Raw genomic sequence first — 18178 nt, forward strand, 5'->3', positions numbered from 1 at the left:
AAAATGTTCCACGTGAAACATCGATCTCTTATAGAGAAAATGTTTCACGTGGAACATTATTAGCTTAATTATTCTATTCTATTAGACGTCGTGGATATGGGTTTCAAGAGAGGTGTTTTCAGAGGAATTCCTGATTTTCGAGGATATGCAGAAGGTGTGGGTCCCTTCTTAACGCAAATAACCAAATGACGTTCAGCGCCTTCGGAAGGTAGCGTCAATCTCACGACATCCTGAATTTTGCCATTCAATTTAATTACACTATAACGACTCTCATCCAATTCATTTGAAAGGTCAGTACCTTTCATGGCTATGAAGTGTCCCCCTGGACGAACATACGGCAAGCAAAATTCATTTAGCACAGCTAATCGCGCGACCGCTCTAGCAGTTACTACATCGTAATGGTCTCTATGTTCTCTCAATCTAGCGGCGTCCTCTGCTCGACTGTGTAAACATAATACCTTTGTAAACTCTAATTGCGACGTAACCTCGTCAAGGAAACGAATTCTTTTCGCCAAAGCATCTATAATCGTTACTTGAAGATGAGGATAAATAATAGCAAGCGGAATAGATGGAAAACCTGCTCCCGACCCTATATCCGCTAATGAACTCTGTTGGTCGAATTGTACAACGCCAGCCAGTGTAAGAGAATCGTAGAAGTGTTTCTCATACACTGCCTCTCTTTCCGTAATGCCGGTCAAATTCATCTTCTCGTTCCACTCTACAAGCAAAGTGTAGTAAGTTTCGAATTGCTCAAGCTGTCTCTCCGACAGCTGAATGTTTAACTTCTTTACTCGTTCTACAAACTGCCTCTGAATTTGATCCATCATGAACTGTGGGCCGCTGCTGTTACGCGGTTATAATGTTCTAAGTGCACAAGAAGAATGGAGAGATCAGCCGGTGTAACACCAGATATTCTTGACGCTTGACCTATAGATAAAGGTCGGATTTTTCCCAGCTTTTGCTTGGCTTCCATGGCAAGACCATATACGAGATCATAATCAATATTCTCAGGTATGCGTTTTTTTTCCATACGTTCCATACGTTCAACCTGGATCTGCTGTTTTTCTATATAACCAGTATATTTCACTTGAATTTCGACCTGCTCTTTAATATCCTCGGAAAGCTCAATTGGAGAAGGAGACAAGGCTTCTAATTGTGCATACCCCAATTCAGGACGGCGAAGTAATGTTAGTCCATCAACAGAATTCTGTAACGGAGTGGAACCATTATTCGCAAGCATCGCTTGTACGGCTTCATCCGGACGGAATTTCGTTTCTTTAAGTCGATTGATCTCTGCCTCAACTCGCTCTTTCTTCTTCATAAACCTCGCGAATCGTTCTTCATTAATTAATCCGATCTCATGACCGATTGGTGTTAGCCGTAAGTCTGCATTGTCGTGGCGCAGCAACAAACGGTATTCTGCTCTTGAGGTGAGAAGACGATACGGTTCATTCGTACCTTTCGTAACGAGGTCGTCAATCATTACTCCGATATAGCCTCTCGAGCGCTCAACTATAATCGGCTCTGCACCTTGTACCTTGCGAGCAGCATTAATTCCAGCCATGACACCCTGTCCTGCAGCTTCTTCATAACCCGATGTTCCGTTGATTTGTCCTGCAGTAAATAAACTCGGTAATACCTTTGTTTCCAAGGATGGCCATAACTGGGTAGGAACAACCGCATCATATTCAATGGCATAACCTGTCCGCATCATTTCGACTTTTTCTAATCCTGGAATAGAACGTAAAATTTCCAATTGAACGTCCTCAGGCATACTTGTAGATAAACCTTGTACATAAAATTCCTTAGTATTTCTTCCTTCTGGCTCTAAGAAAATTTGATGCTTCGGCTTGTCAGCGAAACGAACGATCTTATCTTCAATAGAAGGACAATATCTTGGACCTGTTCCTTCGATCAATCCAGAGAACATTGGAGCGCGATGCAGGTTATCATTAATAATCTGATGTGTTGTCTCCGAAGTGTAAGTTAACCAGCAAGGAAGCTGCGTTTCAGAATGTGCCATATACTCTGTCTCATAAGAAAAATATTTCGGCTTGTGATCACCCGGCTGTATTTCGGTTTTGCTAAAATCGATGGAATCCTCATGTACACGAGGGGGTGTTCCCGTCTTGAAACGAGCCAATTGGAAACCATTTCTCTTTAGTGATTCCGATAATTTCATTGCCGGCTGTTGATTATTCGGTCCACTTTCATACATTAATTCACCAAGAATAACTTTCCCTCGCAGGTAAGTGCCTGTAGTTAATACGACAGCTTTTGCTCCGTATTCTGCACCTGTCTTAGTAATGACACCACGACATACCCCATCCTCTACAATTAAATCCTCTACCAAACCTTGACGTAACGTTAAGCTTTTCTGATTCTCAATTGTTTCCTTCATCATATTCTGATATAAGATTTTATCCGCTTGTGCTCTAAGTGCATGAACCGCAGGTCCTTTGGCTGTATTAAGCATACGCATCTGAATAAAGGTTTTATCAATATTTCGACCCATTTCTCCACCTAACGCATCAATTTCACGTACTACATGACCCTTAGCAGGACCCCCTACAGACGGATTACAAGGCATGAATGCAACCATATCTAGATTAATGGTTAACAGAAGCGTCTCACAGCCCATACGCGCTGCCGCCAGAGCGGCTTCGCAGCCTGCATGACCTGCGCCAATAACAATTACATCATAATCTCCTGCACGAAAATTCATAGCGTTTCCCTCCTTACTTTCATAATTATTCATTATTTCCCTAAACAAAACTGCGAAAAAATCTGATCTAATAACGAGTCTCCAGCTGCATCACCCAGTATTTGACCTAATGATTCCCATGATGAAGCGATATCGATCTGAATTAAATCAATCGGCACTGATTCTTCTGAAGCATTAATAGCCTCTTCTAATGACTTCTTCGTCTGATACAGCAGTGTGATATGCCGTGCATTGCTTACATACGTTAAATCACCAGACTCAACCTCACCGCTGAAAAATAAGCCAGATACAGCCCTCTCCAACGATTCGATTCCGCTGCCTTCTTTAGCAGATAAATAAACGATCTGTTCTGAATTATAGTCTTGCTCAACTTCATTGATTTCTAACAGACCGGGTAAGTCGATTTTGTTAATAACAATCAAAGTTGAGCGTTCTTTAAGTTGCTTGAGCAGCTTGCGTTCATCTTCATGTAAGGGCTCGTGATGATTTAATACGAGTAGAATCAAATCTGCTTCATTTAGAGCATCATGTGACCGCTCAACTCCGATACGTTCCACGATATCGCTTGTTTCACGAATTCCTGCTGTATCAAGCAATCTAAGGGGAATGCCGGAAAGCGAAATGTTTTCTTCCACAATGTCCCGAGTCGTGCCTGGAATATCCGTTACGATAGCTTTATTCTCGCGGGCAAGGGCATTAAGCAAGGAGGATTTGCCAGCATTAGGACGACCCACAATAACTGTGACGATACCTTCTCTTAAGATCTTACCTTCATTTGCCCGATCCAACAGCCCTTCAACCTCTTTAAGGATAACACCGCAATCTTCGCGAATAACTCCAGTCGTCACCTCATCTACATCATGCTCTGGATAGTCAATATTAACCTCAACATGTGCGAGCAGCTCAATTAGCTTTTGACGCATGGGTATGATTTGCTTAGATAAATCCCCTTCCGCTTGTTTTCTCGCGACCTGGAAAGCTCGATCAGACTTCGAACGTATCAAGTCTATAACAGCTTCAGCCTGGGCTAAGTCTATACGTCCATTCAAGAAAGCACGCTTTGTGAACTCACCGGGTTCAGCTAGTCTCGCACCATTCCTTAAGATAACCTCCAGCACACTCTTGACTGCAACAATACCGCCGTGTGTACTGACCTCAACCACATCTTCAGCAGTAAAGGAGCGCGGACCCTTCATCACCGTCACGAGAACTTCATCTAATATTCTTTCATTAATCGGATCCACTATCCAGCCATATTGAACCGTATGGGATTTAGCCTCACGCAGATTATATTTGGATTTAAAGACCATTGCTACTGTATTAACTGCATCTGGTCCGCTGACTCGAACAACAGCTATACTGCCTTCACCTAAAGCTGTAGCAATCGCAGCGATTGTGTCTTCTATCATGCCTATCCCTCTCCTAACCTCATCCGGCCGCGCCGTCGAATTAGGAACGGCATACAGACGTGATATAAAAAACGCAATGACCCCCCAACGTTGCGGAAGCCATTGCGTGGTCTCATTCATTTACTTCAAAGCAATTACAATACGCCGGTTTGGTTCATCCCCTTGACTATAAGTCTTCACATTCGGATTAGTTTGTAAACGAGCGTGAATGATCTTTCTTTCCTGGGATGTCATCGGTTCTAACATGATTTCTTTACGTGTACGAATGACCCTCATAGCCATACGTTCCGACAAAGCCTCCAAGGTTTGACGGCGCCGCTCACGAAATTGCTCGGCATCAAGTACGATTCGAAGATGGTGATCCGAATGGCGATTTGCCACGATATTCACCAGGTATTGCAGAGAATCCAAAGTCTGTCCACGTCGACCAATCAGAATGCCTAAGTCTGAACCGGTAACGTTAATCCTTACCGCATCATTCTCATCAACCCGTTCAACAGAAACGGTTAGTTCCATTGCTGCCGATACTTCGCGGAGGAATTGAATTGCTTCTTCCACGCCATCCGGCAACAATTCCAACTCGACTTTCGCATCTCTGACTCCGATGAGTCCGAACAGCCCTTTGCTTGGTTGCTCTATTACCGTAACATTCACCCGATCCTCTTGTACGCCCAATTGAGCTAGTCCGTTGCGAATTGCATCTTCAATCGTTTTTCCTGATGCCAGGAGCTTTTTCATTTGCCACGGGCCTCCTTGCCCTTGCCTCTTGGTTTTGGTCCTTTGCCACTTGTCTTATTTACTTTGCCAAGTGAAATTGGAACAGCATCAACAATCGGTTTAGGGGAACGCGCATACATGAAATAGTTTTGGATAATCGTGTAAATATTACTGTAAATCCAGTAAAGCGGCAATGCTGCCGGGAAATTGAGAGCCATAACGAAGATCAATACCGGGAAGATGTACATAAGTCCCTTCATCGGTCCAACCATCGGTTGCTGCGCCGCCATCATTTTCGATTGAATATATGTCGTTAATGCTGCGATGATGGGCAGGATATAGTAAGGATCAGCTTCCCCTAGCTTTAACCAGAAGAAAGTGCTCTCTGGGATGCCCATCTCCACGTTCCCGCGAATGTTAGCATTTGTATAAATCGAGTTATACAATGCGATAAAAATCGGCATCTGAACGATGAGCGGCAAACAACCAGCTAATGGATTAACTTGATTAGTTTGGTATAGCTTCATCATCTCTTCTTGCTGCAGCTTCGGATCATCCTTGAACTTCTCACGAATTTTCTTCATTTCAGGCTGCAAGGCTTGCATCGCTTTTGTATTCTTGTATTGCTTAATCATTAATGGAAGGATGATTGTCCTTACGATAATGGTTAGTACCAGAATGGCTAATGCATATTGGCCGCCGAACCACTCAGCGAAAGTATCAAGCATTAGCGAGAAATAATAAACCACATTTCTAGTCCACCAAGAACCACTTTCCATCATTTGTTCCGTTGGTATTGCAATTGCTGCAGGCGTACAGCCTGCCAATAATGTCATCAGTGCCAGTGCACCGATAATCGTCCACCATTTGCGATTTCGCAACAAAACAGAAAACTCCCCTCTAAAAACCCGGCATGCGTAATAAAAACTCAAATTCATAACCTTAAATCTACCACCACACCATTTAACAACACATGTCCACTATACCATAAGAAGAAAGACAAAGAAAAGCAAAGGCTTGTCCTTCTGGCCCTTACTTATTTGTCTTTATTTCCGTTTCGCCGTTTAAGTGAATTTACTCGTCCTGAAGGCTTCTGTGATCCTCCCATATTCGGAATTGATCCTTTAAGCAGCGATGATTTACGCAATACATGAAGGATGCTGCTTTCCATCTCCTTATAAGGAAGAGATAATGCTGGCTTACGGACAATTAGGATTAAATCCGTATCCTCCAACAGCTTTCCTGCATTCAGACGGACAATTTCCTTCACCATTCGTCTTAATCGATTCCTTACGACAGCATTTCCAAGCTTACTACTAGCAGAAACACCCATGCGAAAAGATCCCTTCTGCGAGCGCCTTCGCCAGTAAACCACAAATTGCGAGTTGGCGAATGATCGTCCGTATCGGTAGACCACATTAAAGTCTTCTCTTTTCCGAAGGCGCAGCTTCCTATGCATCCTTACACCGCTCCATCTATCCGGAATTGATAATAATGAAAAAAAGACCACTCGAAGTGGTCTTTCACGACTATGCTGTCAATACTTTGCGACCTTTTTGACGACGAGCTTGAAGAACTTTACGACCGTTCTTCGAACTCATACGGCTCCGGAAACCGTGAACCTTCTTACGCTTGCTTACATTCGGTTTAAATGTAGGACCCATGATTCAAAACCCCCTTACTTAAAAAACTCACGTTTAAACATTAAACCACGAGATGATAAAAAAGTCAATCCAAATTAGGTTTCTCATCGATTTCACTTATACACATGTTAATAATTTTACTTTTGTTTCGGTATTAAATATAGTTTTGTCGAAGCTCCGCACATATTATCAACAATATGTAGTACTGTGCACAGTTTTCATCCACAAGTTATTGAAATTGTGGATAACACCGTGAAATTCGTTGAATTTAGAGGGTTTGTCTGCTATGCTTAGTCAAGACTTTTCCAGTGGATTTCTTCTTTTCATCCCCGACTTATTAACACCCTGTGTATAACATTGTGAACAAACCCCTATATTAGTGGACATCCCTATAAATAATTCAGGGAATTCTGTGGATAACTGGTCGAGGTATCATTTTCGACTTGTCGTTTTCCGCTTTCTTGTTGTCCTTGCATAGGTTAAAGGAGTGAAATTCCCGTGGACAACCGCAACAATGAAGTCTGGCAGCAAGTGTTGTCGGTCATCCAGACAAAGCTTAGTAAGCCAAGCTTCGACACCTGGTTTAAAGCAACAAAAGCTTCGTTTCTCGGCGACAGTGTAGTCGTCGTTACAGCACCGACAACGTTTGCGGTGGAATGGCTGGAAACAAGATATACAAAGCTGGTGTCCTCGACACTTTCTGAATATATTGGCAGAGCTGTGGATATTAAATTTACAATAGAGGAAGTGCGGCCTCCTGAACCCGCTGACCCATTTCCTTTAACACAAACAAATCGACAGCCCGCATTAGAAGAACCTATGATGCATCAATTGAATCCAAAATATACGTTCGATACTTTCGTTATCGGAGCCGCTAATCGCTTTGCTCACGCCGCTTCATTGGCTGTTGCGGAATTACCTGCCAAATCATATAATCCGTTCTTTATGTATGGAGGAGTCGGTTTAGGTAAAACCCATCTGATGCATGCGATCGGACATTATATATTGGAACATAACCCTCATATGAAGGTGCTCTATCTATCATCTGAGAAATTCACCAATGAATTCATTAATGCGATTCGCGATAATCGAGGCGAGAGCTTCCGGAATAAATATCGTAATATCGACGTCCTGCTCATTGACGATATTCAATTTTTGGCTGGTAAAGAAGGAACCCAAGAGGAATTTTTCCATACTTTTAATGCTCTGCATGAAGAACACAAGCAAATCGTCATTTCAAGCGATCGGCCTCCTAAAGAAATTCCAACGCTTGAAGAACGGCTTCGTTCCCGTTTCGAATGGGGATTAATCACCGATATTCAGCCGCCGGATTTGGAAACAAGGATCGCTATTCTACGCAAAAAGGCAAAAGCCGAAAATCTTGATATTCCTAATGAAGCAATGATGTATATCGCTAACATGATTGATACCAATATTCGTGAGCTCGAGGGTGCTCTGATCCGGATTGTGGCCTATTCCTCTCTTACTAATCAGGACATTTCGGCGCATTTGGCAGCTGAAGCATTAAAGGATATTTTGCCTACCGGGCGTAATCGCCTTATAACCATGCAAGACATTCAACAGCGAGTTGGAGAATATTACGGGTTAAAGCTTGAGGATTTCAAAGCGCGTAAAAGAACGAAGGCTATAGCTTTCCCAAGGCAAATCGCAATGTACCTGTCCCGTGAGTTAACGGACTATTCTCTGCCTAAGATTGGAGATGCTTTCGGCGGACGGGATCATACGACGGTCATTCACGCGCATGAGAAAATCTCTTCGCAGCTAAAAGTAGATCAAGATCTCTACAAAATTATCCACAGTTTGACGGAAAAAATCAAAAATTTAACGTAAAAAAAGACAAACGCCTATGCACAAAGCGTCCACATGTGGATAGGCGTTATTTTCGAGCTTTTTCGGGGTTATCCACATATTCACTGCCCCTACTACGACTTTTAAAGATTTAAACATGTTACAATATACAAAATGATGAGGTGAACCCATGAAACTGACGATATCGCGCAACGAGTTAAATGACGCCATTCAACACGTCTCCAAAGCAGTTGCGTCTAGAACTACAATTCCGATTCTTAGCGGAATTAAAGTAGATGCCAGCTTTAACGGAGTTACGCTAACGGCAAGCGACACAGACATCTCTATTCAGAGCTTTATACCGCTAGAAACACCTAATAAAACAATCGGAACCGTCGAAAGAACGGGAAGCGTTGTGCTCACAGCTAAATTTTTCGTGGAAATCATAAAAAAACTGCCCCATGAGGAAGTTCATATTGAAGTAGGCGAACGTTTCCAGACGTTAATTACATCAGGTGCAACAGAAATTCAATTGGTCGGTTTAGATCCAGAGGAATTCCCCGTACTGCCAACGGTTCAAGAGGATCAAGTTGTATCTGTGCCGGGAGATCTGTTAAGAGATATGATCCGACAAACTGTATTCGCCGTTACCACCAATGAATCGACACCGATTCTGACAGGTGTTTTGTGGAATTTACAAGATGGAATTTACAAATTCGTTGCAACGGATCGACATCGATTAGCCAGCCGTACCGCAACGGTCGAATTATACGATGTACGGTTTTCCAATATCGTCATATCAGGCAAAACGCTGAATGAATTGGCGAAAATCGTACCCGATCAGAATGTGATGGTAGATATTGTAGTGGCGGATAATCAAGTGTTATTTAAGCTTGGCAATGTTCTGTTCTACTCTAGAATGCTTGACGGAACTTATCCTGATACCTCTAAGATTATTCCGCAAAGCTTCAAAACAGAACTAATCTTGAATACAAAAGCGTTAAGCGAATCCATTGACCGCGCTTATTTGTTATCACGTGAGGAAAAAACGAATATTGTACGCCTTGTAACGACAGACAATGGGGGAATTGAAATCTCTTCCAGCTCCTCTGAATTAGGGAAAGTAACGGAACAGCTGGCTGTAACGGAAATACGCGGAGAACCGCTCAAAATCGCGTTTAATTCTAAATATATGCTTGATGTGTTGAAGGTTATCGACAGCGAGGAGCTGTTCATTGGATTCAATGGTGCGATGAGTCCAATCATCATAAGACCGAACGATCATGAGAATAGCTTGCATCTGATTCTTCCTTATCGGACGACGAATTGAGGCTGAGATGATGAAAAATATCGGGATATCAACGGAATATATTACGCTCGGGCAGTTTCTGAAGCTTGCAGAATGTATCGGCACAGGCGGAGAAGTTAAACATTTTCTGCAGGAAAAAAAGGTGCTGGTAAATTCGGAACCGGATAATCGCAGAGGTCGTAAGCTAAGAGTTGGAGATCAAATTGAGGTTGAAGGCTGTGGGTTATTCACCATAAGTATCCGTCCCTCTTAACGACTCCCCGGAAAGGGAATTCCTATGCAGTTAAATTCGTTGGAGCTTCAAGGCTATCGGAATTATGATTCCTTGAAGCTATCGACCGAAGGCGGCGTGAATATCTTTATCGGGCCTAATGCCCAAGGGAAAACAAATTTGATCGAAGCTATTCATGTTTTGTCCTTAACGAAGTCTCATCGGACTTCAAAGGACAAGGAATTGATCGGGTGGAATCAGTCCTCGGCATTGATTAGGGCGCATATGCAAAGAAAATACGGCGATGTTAGCCTGGAATTATTACTCTCTGCACAGGGAAAGAAAGCGAAAATTAACGGGTTGGAGCAGCGAAAGCTTAGCAGCTTCGTAGGAACGCTTAATGTGGTGCTATTCGCACCAGAGGATTTGGATATCGTCAAAGGAGCACCGGGAGTACGCCGCCGTTTCATGGATATGGAAATCGGTCAGGTGCATCCTGGTTATTTGTACGATATGCAACAGTATCAGAGAATTTTGCAGCAAAGAAACAATTATTTGAAATCAACGGATTCCAGTAGAGCATCGCCTGAGATGCTAGACGTATGGAATGAACAACTCGTGACCTCTGGTGTTAAAATGATGAAAAAAAGGAAAAACTTTATATTACAGCTGCAAAAATGGGCAGAAAAAATTCATGCAGGCATTACCGGAGGAAATGAACTCTTCACCGTTTCTTATCGTCCTTCATTTGGCAGCACAGCTGAAATGGATAACCAAGATGATTCTTCTTTATTTGGACAATTTATGTTAAAGTTATCACAAAGCAAAGAACAGGAATTCAGGCGGGGAATGACGCTTACCGGCCCGCATCGAGATGATTTAGAATTCGCGATTAATGGCAAAGATGTTCAATCCTTTGGATCCCAGGGACAACAACGAACCGCTGCATTGTCATTAAAGCTAGCGGAACTAGAGCTTATGCATGAAGAAATCGGAGAGTACCCGTTGTTATTACTAGACGATGTTCTCTCGGAGCTCGATCAAACGAGGCAAACTCAACTTATTGAGACGTTTCAGAGTCGAGTGCAGACTTTTATTACAACGACAGGTTTGGAAAGCGTCAACATGAGCCGCTTGAAGGATGCATCCATTTTTCATGTGAGGAATGGCCAATTGCTGCGTTAATGTAAGGAGGAACTCCGTGTATATTCATCTGGGCGGGGAAAAAATCATTCGAACGTCGCAGCTTGTGGCTATCTTTGATATTTCCATCGAGCAATCTTCTAAGCTGTCTCGGCAATTTGTCGTGCATGCGCAGAAGAATAAAGAAGTGGAAACCATTGGCGAAGAGGATCATAAATCTATCGTTGTTACAGAAAACAAGGTTTATTACTCACCCATCTCTACGTCCACACTTAAGAAAAGGGCGCATTATTTGGATGGGTAAGGTTGAATTAAGATCGGCTACGTAAAGAAGGCGGTGGAAGGTTTGTCCGTTAATTCACAGCAAAATATTTATGATGAAAGTCAGATTCAGGTACTAGAAGGATTAGAAGCGGTACGCAAACGTCCCGGTATGTATATTGGATCAACCAGCAGCAAAGGTCTCCATCATTTGGTATGGGAAGTCGTCGATAACAGTATTGACGAAGCGATGGGCGGATATTGCGATCGGATTGACGTTGTTGTACATCAAGATAATAGCGTAACTGTTTCGGATAACGGACGGGGAATTCCGGTCGGAGAGAATGTAAAGCTAAAGAAATCCACGCTAGAAGTCGTTATGACGGTATTACACGCCGGCGGTAAATTTGGCGGAGAAGGTTATAAAGTTTCAGGCGGCTTGCATGGCGTTGGCGTATCCGTTGTGAATGCCTTGTCAGAGCAAGTTATCGTTACGGTTAAACGTGAAGGTCATATTCATCAGCAAGAATATCATCGCGGCGTGCCGCAAAACGATATTAAAATTATCGGAGATTCGGAAGAGCACGGAACACAGGTCCGATTCAAGCCAGATCCTGAAATTTTTACCGAAACGATTGAATTTGATTATGATACCCTTGTTGGCCGTATTCGCGAATTAGCCTTCTTGAACAAAGGGATTGAGATTAATCTTAGTGACGATAGAACAGGAATGAGCGATAAATTCAGATATGATGGCGGTATTGTGGAATTCGTACAATATTTGAATCGTACTCGAGCCCCTCTTCATGAGCAGCCTATTTACGTGGAGGGTGTTAAAGACCATATTCAAGTTGAGGTTGCCCTGCAATACAACGAAGGTTATACGGAAAATATTTATTCATTCGCTAATAATATTAATACCCATGAGGGTGGAACACATGAGTCCGGATTTAAGAGCGCATTAACGAGAATCATTAACGAATATTCCCGTAAGATGGGATTTGTCAAAGAAAACGAATCGAACTTAACAGGTGATGATGTTCGAGAAGGCTTAACGGCGATCATCTCGGTTAAAATTCCGGAGCCGCAGTTCGAGGGACAAACGAAGACTAAGCTGGGTAACAGCGAAGTTCGCGGTTTGGTAGAATCTTTGTTCAGCGAGAAATTACAGCAATTTCTTGATGAGAACCCTGCGGTCTCCCGTAAAGTGATGGAAAAATCGCTTCAAGCATCAAGAGCAAGGGAAGCTGCACGTAAAGCAAGAGAGTTAACACGGCGCAAGAGCGCACTAGAGGTTAGCTCCCTGCCAGGTAAACTCGCCGACTGCTCATCCAAGGATGCTTCAATTAGCGAAATCTACATCGTAGAAGGAGACTCCGCGGGAGGTTCCGCTAAGCAAGGACGGGATCGTCATTTCCAAGCGATATTGCCGCTCCGCGGTAAAATTCTTAACGTTGAGAAATCGCGGCTGGATAAAATTTTATCCAACTTGGAGATCAGAGCGATAATAACGGCGCTTGGTACAGGGATAAGCGATGATTTCGATATCCTGAAGGCACGTTATCATAAGATCGTTATCATGACGGATGCCGACGTTGACGGTGCGCATATCCGTACTTTACTGCTGACCTTCTTCTACCGCTACATGCGTAAGTTGATTGAGGAAGGCTATATCTATATCGCACAGCCGCCGTTATTCAAGATTGAACGTAATAAAGTAGCTAAATATGCTATGAATGAGAAGCAACGGGATGAGATTGTTGCGGAATTCGGGGAAGGCGCAAAGCTAAATATCCAACGTTACAAGGGCTTGGGTGAAATGAACGCCGTCCAGCTATGGGAAACCACGATGGATCCGGATACCCGTACGATGCTTCAAGTCAAAATAGATGACGCTATGAAAGCTGATCTTATGTTTGACACCTTGATGGGTGATAACGTAGAACCGCGCCGGGAATTTATTCAGCAATACGCGAAGTACGTTAAGAATTTGGATGTATAAGAGAGTTGACAAGAAGAAGCAGGGGGTATCTCTAGATGGATGGAGATACCCCCTGCGGATTACCTTTTCCGTTTACGGAACCGTCCGTACGCAATGGCATAGGAATAGATACGGCGGAAAATGGTGCGATCAGGGAGCTTTTTGAATAAGAAAGGGTCAGGTAAGGTGTTTACTTCGAGTATCCAAGGCTTAAGATTACGGTCAACGGCCACATCTATCCCGATCTCCTTGATCCGTGGGAACTTTACCTCCATCGTCTTGGCAATGTTGACTCCTAAGTCGCGAAGCTTAGATTGGTAGCTTTCTGTATGCTGGGGCGACAGAGAATCCTTAAGTAGTTTCGTAACAGGCATAGGCGTACCGCCTGCGTGATAATTCGTGATGATTTTGCGAGGATGACCGAGTCGTCCAATCATTCCGGTTGCTTCCCAATGTAAACGAGGATTTTTCTGCACCATGACTCTCAGGTCATATCTTCGCCCGGAATATTCCAACAAATGAATCCCTTGCTGACATAAATAAGCTTTTTTCTTCTTTATCTGAAGCAGCTTTAGATACATGGCATCGAAGGTAGCGAATGAATATTTATGTTCCCCAGATTGAAAAAAGTAAGGACGAGCAGCTCCGGAGTTTTTCTCTATTCGGATGACTCCGTTACCGAATGTGCCATAAATGGGTTTAACATAAATCATTTCATATTGCTGCAGCATCTGTTCGACTGTAGCGCGTTTGAAGATTCGAGTCTTGGGCACGTATTCTTTTAGTAGGGGATCAGCGAGTAGAACATCGGTTTTAGCCCATTTACTACGGACACGTTGGATCGGCATACGGGTTCACCCAACCTTTCCCTTCAGCATTATGATATAATAATTTTGGCTACATCTTTTTTAATCTATGATGGAAATCGCCTTGCGGTGTATATTCCCAAGGCATTCTTATAACACATCTGATCGCATTCATGACGGTCGAACGCTGCACAAGTGCAGCTGCTTTAACCGCATTGTATAAGGAGGATCTTCATGTCTGAGGAACAACGCTCTCACGTCCTTGACCGCGATATCGGGGTCGAGATGCGGGAATCGTTCATGGATTACGCAATGAGCATTATTGTCAGCCGAGCTTTACCGGATGTCCGCGATGGACTGAAACCTGTGCATAGACGTATTCTGTACGCTATGTCCGAGCTTGGCATGGCACCGGACAAGCCGTATAAGAAGTCGGCGAGGATCGTCGGCGAAGTTATCGGTAAATATCATCCGCATGGCGACTCCTCCATCTACGAAGCAATGGTTCGAATGGCTCAGGATTTCTCGTTGCGTTACATGCTTGTAGACGGTCATGGAAATTTCGGTTCCGTTGATGGTGATATGGCTGCAGCTATGCGATACACAGAAGCTAGATTGTCTAAGATCGCCATGGAAATGCTGAGAGACATCAACAAGGAAACGATCGACTATATTCCCAATTATGACGGTGAAGAAGTCGAGCCTGTCGTATTGCCTGCTAGGTATCCTAACTTGCTCGTTAATGGAAATACTGGTATTGCCGTAGGTATGGCAACCAATATCCCTCCCCATAATCTTAGGGAGGTTATCGAAGGTACTCAAGCTCTGATTAGAGATCCGGAATTGACGCCTTATGATCTAATGGAGTATATCAAAGGCCCTGACTTTCCTACGTCTGGATTGATTCTTGGCCGCGTGGGGATTCGTCAGGCCTATGCGACGGGTCGCGGATCTGTTACGATGCGGGCAAGAGCGACGATTGAAGAAGTGAACGGCAAGGCGCGTATAATCGTTCACGAAATTCCTTATCAAGTGAACAAAGCAAGACTTGTTGAGAAGATTGCCGAGCTTGTTCGAGAGAAGAAAATAGACGGCATTACCGATTTGCGTGATGAATCCGACCGTAATGGTATGCGAATTGTTATTGAACTGCGCCGCGATGTTACGCCTACCGTTGTGCTCAATAACTTGTACAAGCAAACCCAGATGCAGACAAGCTTTGGAATTAATATGTTAGCGCTTGTTAATAAAGAGCCTAAGACTCTTAATTTGCGGGATGTTCTGTACCACTACATTCAGCATCAGATCGAGATTATTCGTCGCCGTACGGAATACGATCTCAAAAAAGCAGAAGCTCGTGCGCATATCCTGGAAGGCTTGCGTATTGCTCTTGATCATCTGGACGAGGTTATTACGCTTATTCGTTCATCCAGAACAACAGATGAAGCCCGTGAAGGCTTAATCACGCGTTTTGGTTTTTCCAATGATCAGGCACAAGCGATTCTGGATATGCGTCTTCAACGCCTTACCGGCTTGGAACGTGAGAAGATTGAGCAGGAATATAATGAATTACAAGTGAAGATCGCCGAATTTAAGGCAATTCTTGGAAATGAACAACTGGTGAACGATATCATTTACGAAGAATTAGAGGAAATCAAACAGAAATTCGGCGACGAACGACGTACGGAAATTACCGTAAGCGATGACGAAATTTTGGATGAAGATCTCATTCCACGTGATGATGTTGTTATTACGATGACGCATTCCGGTTATATTAAACGGCTTCCAGTATCCACTTACCGCAGCCAGAAGAGAGGCGGAAGAGGTGTTATGGGGATGGGAACGAAGGACGAGGATTTCATAGAAACTCTATTCGTCTCTAATACCCATCACTATTTATTGTTCTTTACGAACAAGGGTCGTGTATTCCGGTTAAAAGCCTACGAAATTCCGGATTTAAGCCGGACAGCTCGGGGAACGCCGGTCATTAACCTCATACAGATAGATCAAGGGGAAACCATTAACGCTGTTATTCCTGTCGAGGCATTCGAACCTAATCAGTTCCTATTCTTCGCAACTCGTAACGGTGTAGTTAAGAAGACACCACTTGATGATTACTCTAATATACGCAAAGTTGGCTTAATTGCGATCTCCTTACGCGAAGACGACGACTTGATTGGCGTGAAGCTGACTGATGGAGAACGTGAGATCGTCATGGGAACTAGTCAAGGAATGTCGATCCGCTTCTCTGAACAGGATGTCAGAGCGATGGGACGTTCGGCGACCGGCGTTATGGGTATCCGGTTAGATCCAAACGATAAGGTTATCGACATGGATGTTGTTGCACCAGACAAAGAGGTTCTGATCGTAACTGCCAAAGGCTACGGCAAACGTACTCCTATGACGGAATATCGTATTCAAACGCGTGGCGGCAAAGGTATCAAAACTTTGAACGTAACGGAGAAAAATGGAGCCATCGTTGGATTGAAGGTTGTTAATGATGATGAAGATTTGATGATCATGACATCCTCCGGAACTCTCATTCGTATCAGCATGTCTGGTATCAATACAATGGGACGAATAACTCAAGGCGTTAAGTTGATTAACATTCGCGACGAAGATTCCGTAGCCACAGTTGCCCGTGCACCGCGCAGTGAAGATACTGACCCAGAGGAAATAGAAGGAGAGCAAGAGGAAATCTAATCTTAAGCTTTCTACGACCACTTTTTGGAGGGATGCAGCATGCCGATTATTCCGACAACTCAAGTAAAGGCTGGAGATCGATTAGAAACTGATGTTCAGACTGCACTCGGAAGCGTGCTGCTGCAGGAAGGTCGAGCGATTTCGGAGAGGGACGTAGAAATCTTAACGGCCTTCTTAATCCCTACAATAGATATAAGTCGTGCTGGATTGGAAGAAGCGGTTCCTGCCGCTGCCGCTGAAGAAATGGCTGCGAAAGCTGAAGTGAAGCTTACAACGCTACAGCAAGAGTTTCTTAACATGGAGAAGCTTCTCAAGCGTACAATGTCTATGATGAGCTCGGGATTAAAGCTTCCTGTATTGGATGTTCGTAATGGACTGAACTCACTTCTAGAGCAGATAAACGAATACAATGTATTGACCTTTCATAACCCCACGCCAGTCGGTCCGCTTGATGTCTTAGTGCGAAACAGCGTATTGAGTGCCATGACGTCCTATCAATTGGCGAAGTGGAACAAGTTTCCTGAGAAGGATTGGCTGCCTATTGCAATGGCCGGCTTGCTGCACGATATCGGGAATGTAAAAGTAGATCAAGCCATCCTAAATAAGCCATCTTATCTTACTTCAGATGAGATGCAAGAGATAAGACAGCATACCTACTACGGCTTTAAGATGCTGGAAGGCAGTACTTCATTGAATCAGGGTGTATGGCTTGCAGCTCTCCAGCATCACGAGCGCATTGACGGCAGTGGTTACCCAATGAAGGTTAAAGGGGATAAGATACATCCCTTTGCTAAGATTGTGGCGATATCCGACATGTACCATGCGATGACATCGAATCGGAATTACCGTAAGGCAGAGTCTCCTTATCTCGTCTTGGAGGAGCTGCATGCCGGATCCTTCGGCAAATTGGACCCCATCTACGTTCAGACCTTTATTGAAAGAACAACCCAGTTCCACAATGGGGTGTTCATTAAACTGAACGATAACCGTATTGGGGAAATCGTATTCTCAGATCGAAACAATCCGACACGTCCGATGGTATCGATTAAAGGAGAAATTGTGAATCTAGCTCAACAACGCCAGCTTTACATTTGCGAGGTATTCTCTACGAAATAAGCGGAGCTTCCCTATAAGAAGACCGGAATGATAGGCATAAGCCTGTCGTCCGGTCTTCTTTATATCTTAAATATGGATAACGAACAGCGTAATGGGCTTATATGGTAACGGATAGAGGGTATAAAAAAGCAAAAAATAATAGTTGCATCTATTTGCCCAACGTGATATATTATTTAAGCCGCTTCAAGAGGGCACACGATAAACAAGCGATTGGTTATCACAAATTGTTCTTTGAAAACTGAACATTGAGCGTAAGAAAATGAACAAAACGTCGGAAGATGACTTCGGTTATCGGAAGGCAAACCAGTTGTAAAGATTGAGCCTTCGGGTTCTTCGGTATAGCGA

Annotated in this window: 16 protein-coding genes; 8 read left to right on the forward strand and 8 right to left on the reverse strand. The window is 43.6% G+C overall.

Annotated elements, in window-relative coordinates; genetic code table 11:
- Positions 1–68: 68 nt before the first annotated feature.
- The 7 genes from rsmG to rpmH all read right to left on the reverse strand — a co-directional run bounded on the left by rsmG (position 69) and on the right by rpmH (position 6515).
- Positions 69–824 carry a 16S rRNA (guanine(527)-N(7))-methyltransferase RsmG gene (rsmG, locus tag ACESLK_RS15305; RefSeq protein WP_373230424.1) on the reverse strand — a complete coding sequence of 252 codons (756 nt, stop codon included), beginning with the start codon at positions 822–824 and terminating at the stop codon, positions 69–71.
- Entirely contained in the window at positions 824–2725 is a 1902-nt protein-coding gene (gene mnmG, locus ACESLK_RS15310) for a tRNA uridine-5-carboxymethylaminomethyl(34) synthesis enzyme MnmG (protein ID WP_373230410.1), read from the reverse strand. The genes rsmG and mnmG overlap by 1 nt, the downstream gene beginning before the upstream one ends.
- Before the next feature lie 32 nt (positions 2726–2757).
- Positions 2758–4134, reverse strand: a complete 1377-nt coding sequence (mnmE, locus tag ACESLK_RS15315; RefSeq protein ID WP_373230425.1) for a tRNA uridine-5-carboxymethylaminomethyl(34) synthesis GTPase MnmE — start codon at positions 4132–4134, stop codon at positions 2758–2760.
- A 120-nt stretch (positions 4135–4254) separates the two neighbouring features.
- Positions 4255–4872 carry an RNA-binding cell elongation regulator Jag/EloR gene (gene jag / locus ACESLK_RS15320; protein ID WP_373230411.1) on the reverse strand — a complete coding sequence of 206 codons (618 nt, stop codon included), beginning with the start codon at positions 4870–4872 and terminating at the stop codon, positions 4255–4257.
- Positions 4869–5687: a YidC/Oxa1 family membrane protein insertase gene (locus ACESLK_RS15325; RefSeq protein ID WP_373230426.1), complete on the reverse strand. Its 819-nt coding sequence runs from the start codon at positions 5685–5687 to the stop codon at positions 4869–4871. The genes jag and ACESLK_RS15325 overlap by 4 nt, the downstream gene beginning before the upstream one ends.
- Positions 5688–5887: 200 nt before the next feature.
- Positions 5888–6310 carry a ribonuclease P protein component gene (gene rnpA, locus ACESLK_RS15330; protein WP_373230412.1) on the reverse strand — a complete coding sequence of 141 codons (423 nt, stop codon included), beginning with the start codon at positions 6308–6310 and terminating at the stop codon, positions 5888–5890.
- A 70-nt stretch (positions 6311–6380) separates the two neighbouring features.
- Complete coding sequence (gene rpmH / locus ACESLK_RS15335) at positions 6381–6515, reverse strand: 50S ribosomal protein L34 (protein WP_041061995.1); 135 nt, start codon at positions 6513–6515, stop codon at positions 6381–6383.
- A gap of 477 nt (positions 6516–6992) precedes the next feature.
- Here rpmH and dnaA point away from each other — a divergent pair, with 477 nt between their 5' ends.
- The 6 genes from dnaA to gyrB all read left to right on the forward strand — a co-directional run bounded on the left by dnaA (position 6993) and on the right by gyrB (position 13229).
- Complete coding sequence (gene dnaA, locus ACESLK_RS15340; protein ID WP_373230413.1) at positions 6993–8345, forward strand: chromosomal replication initiator protein DnaA; 1353 nt, start codon at positions 6993–6995, stop codon at positions 8343–8345.
- A 148-nt stretch (positions 8346–8493) separates the two neighbouring features.
- A complete protein-coding gene (gene dnaN, locus ACESLK_RS15345) occupies positions 8494–9633 on the forward strand; it encodes a DNA polymerase III subunit beta (protein ID WP_373230414.1) in 1140 nt (379 codons plus the stop codon).
- Positions 9634–9643: 10 nt separating this feature from the next.
- Positions 9644–9865, forward strand: coding sequence for a S4 domain-containing protein YaaA (gene yaaA / locus ACESLK_RS15350; RefSeq protein ID WP_373230427.1), 222 nt, complete (start codon positions 9644–9646; stop codon positions 9863–9865).
- A 24-nt stretch (positions 9866–9889) separates the two neighbouring features.
- Positions 9890–11008 carry a DNA replication/repair protein RecF gene (gene recF / locus ACESLK_RS15355; RefSeq protein ID WP_373230415.1) on the forward strand — a complete coding sequence of 373 codons (1119 nt, stop codon included), beginning with the start codon at positions 9890–9892 and terminating at the stop codon, positions 11006–11008.
- A gap of 16 nt (positions 11009–11024) precedes the next feature.
- The gene (gene remB, locus ACESLK_RS15360; protein ID WP_373230417.1) at positions 11025–11270 is read left to right on the forward strand and encodes an extracellular matrix regulator RemB; all 246 of its coding nucleotides are present in this window, start codon (positions 11025–11027) and stop codon (positions 11268–11270) included.
- 42 nt (positions 11271–11312) lie between these two features.
- Complete coding sequence (gene gyrB, locus ACESLK_RS15365; protein WP_373230418.1) at positions 11313–13229, forward strand: DNA topoisomerase (ATP-hydrolyzing) subunit B; 1917 nt, start codon at positions 11313–11315, stop codon at positions 13227–13229.
- Between the two features lie 59 nt (positions 13230–13288).
- Here the strand turns inward: gyrB and ACESLK_RS15370 are convergent, their stop codons facing one another.
- Positions 13289–14056, reverse strand: coding sequence for a YheC/YheD family protein (locus ACESLK_RS15370; protein WP_373230419.1), 768 nt, complete (start codon positions 14054–14056; stop codon positions 13289–13291).
- A 192-nt stretch (positions 14057–14248) separates the two neighbouring features.
- Between ACESLK_RS15370 and gyrA the strand changes: the two genes are divergently transcribed.
- Positions 14249–16717 carry a DNA gyrase subunit A gene (gene gyrA / locus ACESLK_RS15375; RefSeq protein ID WP_373230420.1) on the forward strand — a complete coding sequence of 823 codons (2469 nt, stop codon included), beginning with the start codon at positions 14249–14251 and terminating at the stop codon, positions 16715–16717.
- 39 nt (positions 16718–16756) lie between these two features.
- Positions 16757–17833 carry an HD-GYP domain-containing protein gene (locus tag ACESLK_RS15380; RefSeq protein WP_373230421.1) on the forward strand — a complete coding sequence of 359 codons (1077 nt, stop codon included), beginning with the start codon at positions 16757–16759 and terminating at the stop codon, positions 17831–17833.
- Positions 17834–18178 lie beyond the last annotated feature (345 nt).

Source organism: Cohnella sp. (assembly GCF_041640265.1).
In the GTDB taxonomy this organism is placed as follows: domain Bacteria; phylum Bacillota; class Bacilli; order Paenibacillales; family Paenibacillaceae; genus Cohnella.

Bases quoted from the DNA above. Each gene is read 5' to 3' on its own strand.
- mnmE (WP_373230425.1), bottom strand. From the start codon at position 4,134: ATGATAGAAGACACAATCGCTGCGATTGCTACAGCTTTAGGTGAAGGC.
- ACESLK_RS15370 (WP_373230419.1), bottom strand. From the start codon at position 14,056: ATGCCGATCCAACGTGTCCGTAGTAAATGGGCTAAAACCGATGTTCTA.
- ACESLK_RS15325 (WP_373230426.1), bottom strand. From the start codon at position 5,687: ATGACATTATTGGCAGGCTGTACGCCTGCAGCAATTGCAATACCAACG.
- gyrA (WP_373230420.1), top strand. From the start codon at position 14,249: ATGTCTGAGGAACAACGCTCTCACGTCCTTGACCGCGATATCGGGGTC.
- mnmG (WP_373230410.1), bottom strand. From the start codon at position 2,725: ATGAATTTTCGTGCAGGAGATTATGATGTAATTGTTATTGGCGCAGGT.
- dnaN (WP_373230414.1), top strand. From the start codon at position 8,494: ATGAAACTGACGATATCGCGCAACGAGTTAAATGACGCCATTCAACAC.
- yaaA (WP_373230427.1), top strand. From the start codon at position 9,644: ATGAAAAATATCGGGATATCAACGGAATATATTACGCTCGGGCAGTTT.
- ACESLK_RS15380 (WP_373230421.1), top strand. From the start codon at position 16,757: ATGCCGATTATTCCGACAACTCAAGTAAAGGCTGGAGATCGATTAGAA.
- jag (WP_373230411.1), bottom strand. From the start codon at position 4,872: ATGAAAAAGCTCCTGGCATCAGGAAAAACGATTGAAGATGCAATTCGC.
- rpmH (WP_041061995.1), bottom strand. From the start codon at position 6,515: ATGGGTCCTACATTTAAACCGAATGTAAGCAAGCGTAAGAAGGTTCAC.
- rnpA (WP_373230412.1), bottom strand. From the start codon at position 6,310: ATGCATAGGAAGCTGCGCCTTCGGAAAAGAGAAGACTTTAATGTGGTC.
- rsmG (WP_373230424.1), bottom strand. From the start codon at position 824: ATGGATCAAATTCAGAGGCAGTTTGTAGAACGAGTAAAGAAGTTAAAC.
- recF (WP_373230415.1), top strand. From the start codon at position 9,890: ATGCAGTTAAATTCGTTGGAGCTTCAAGGCTATCGGAATTATGATTCC.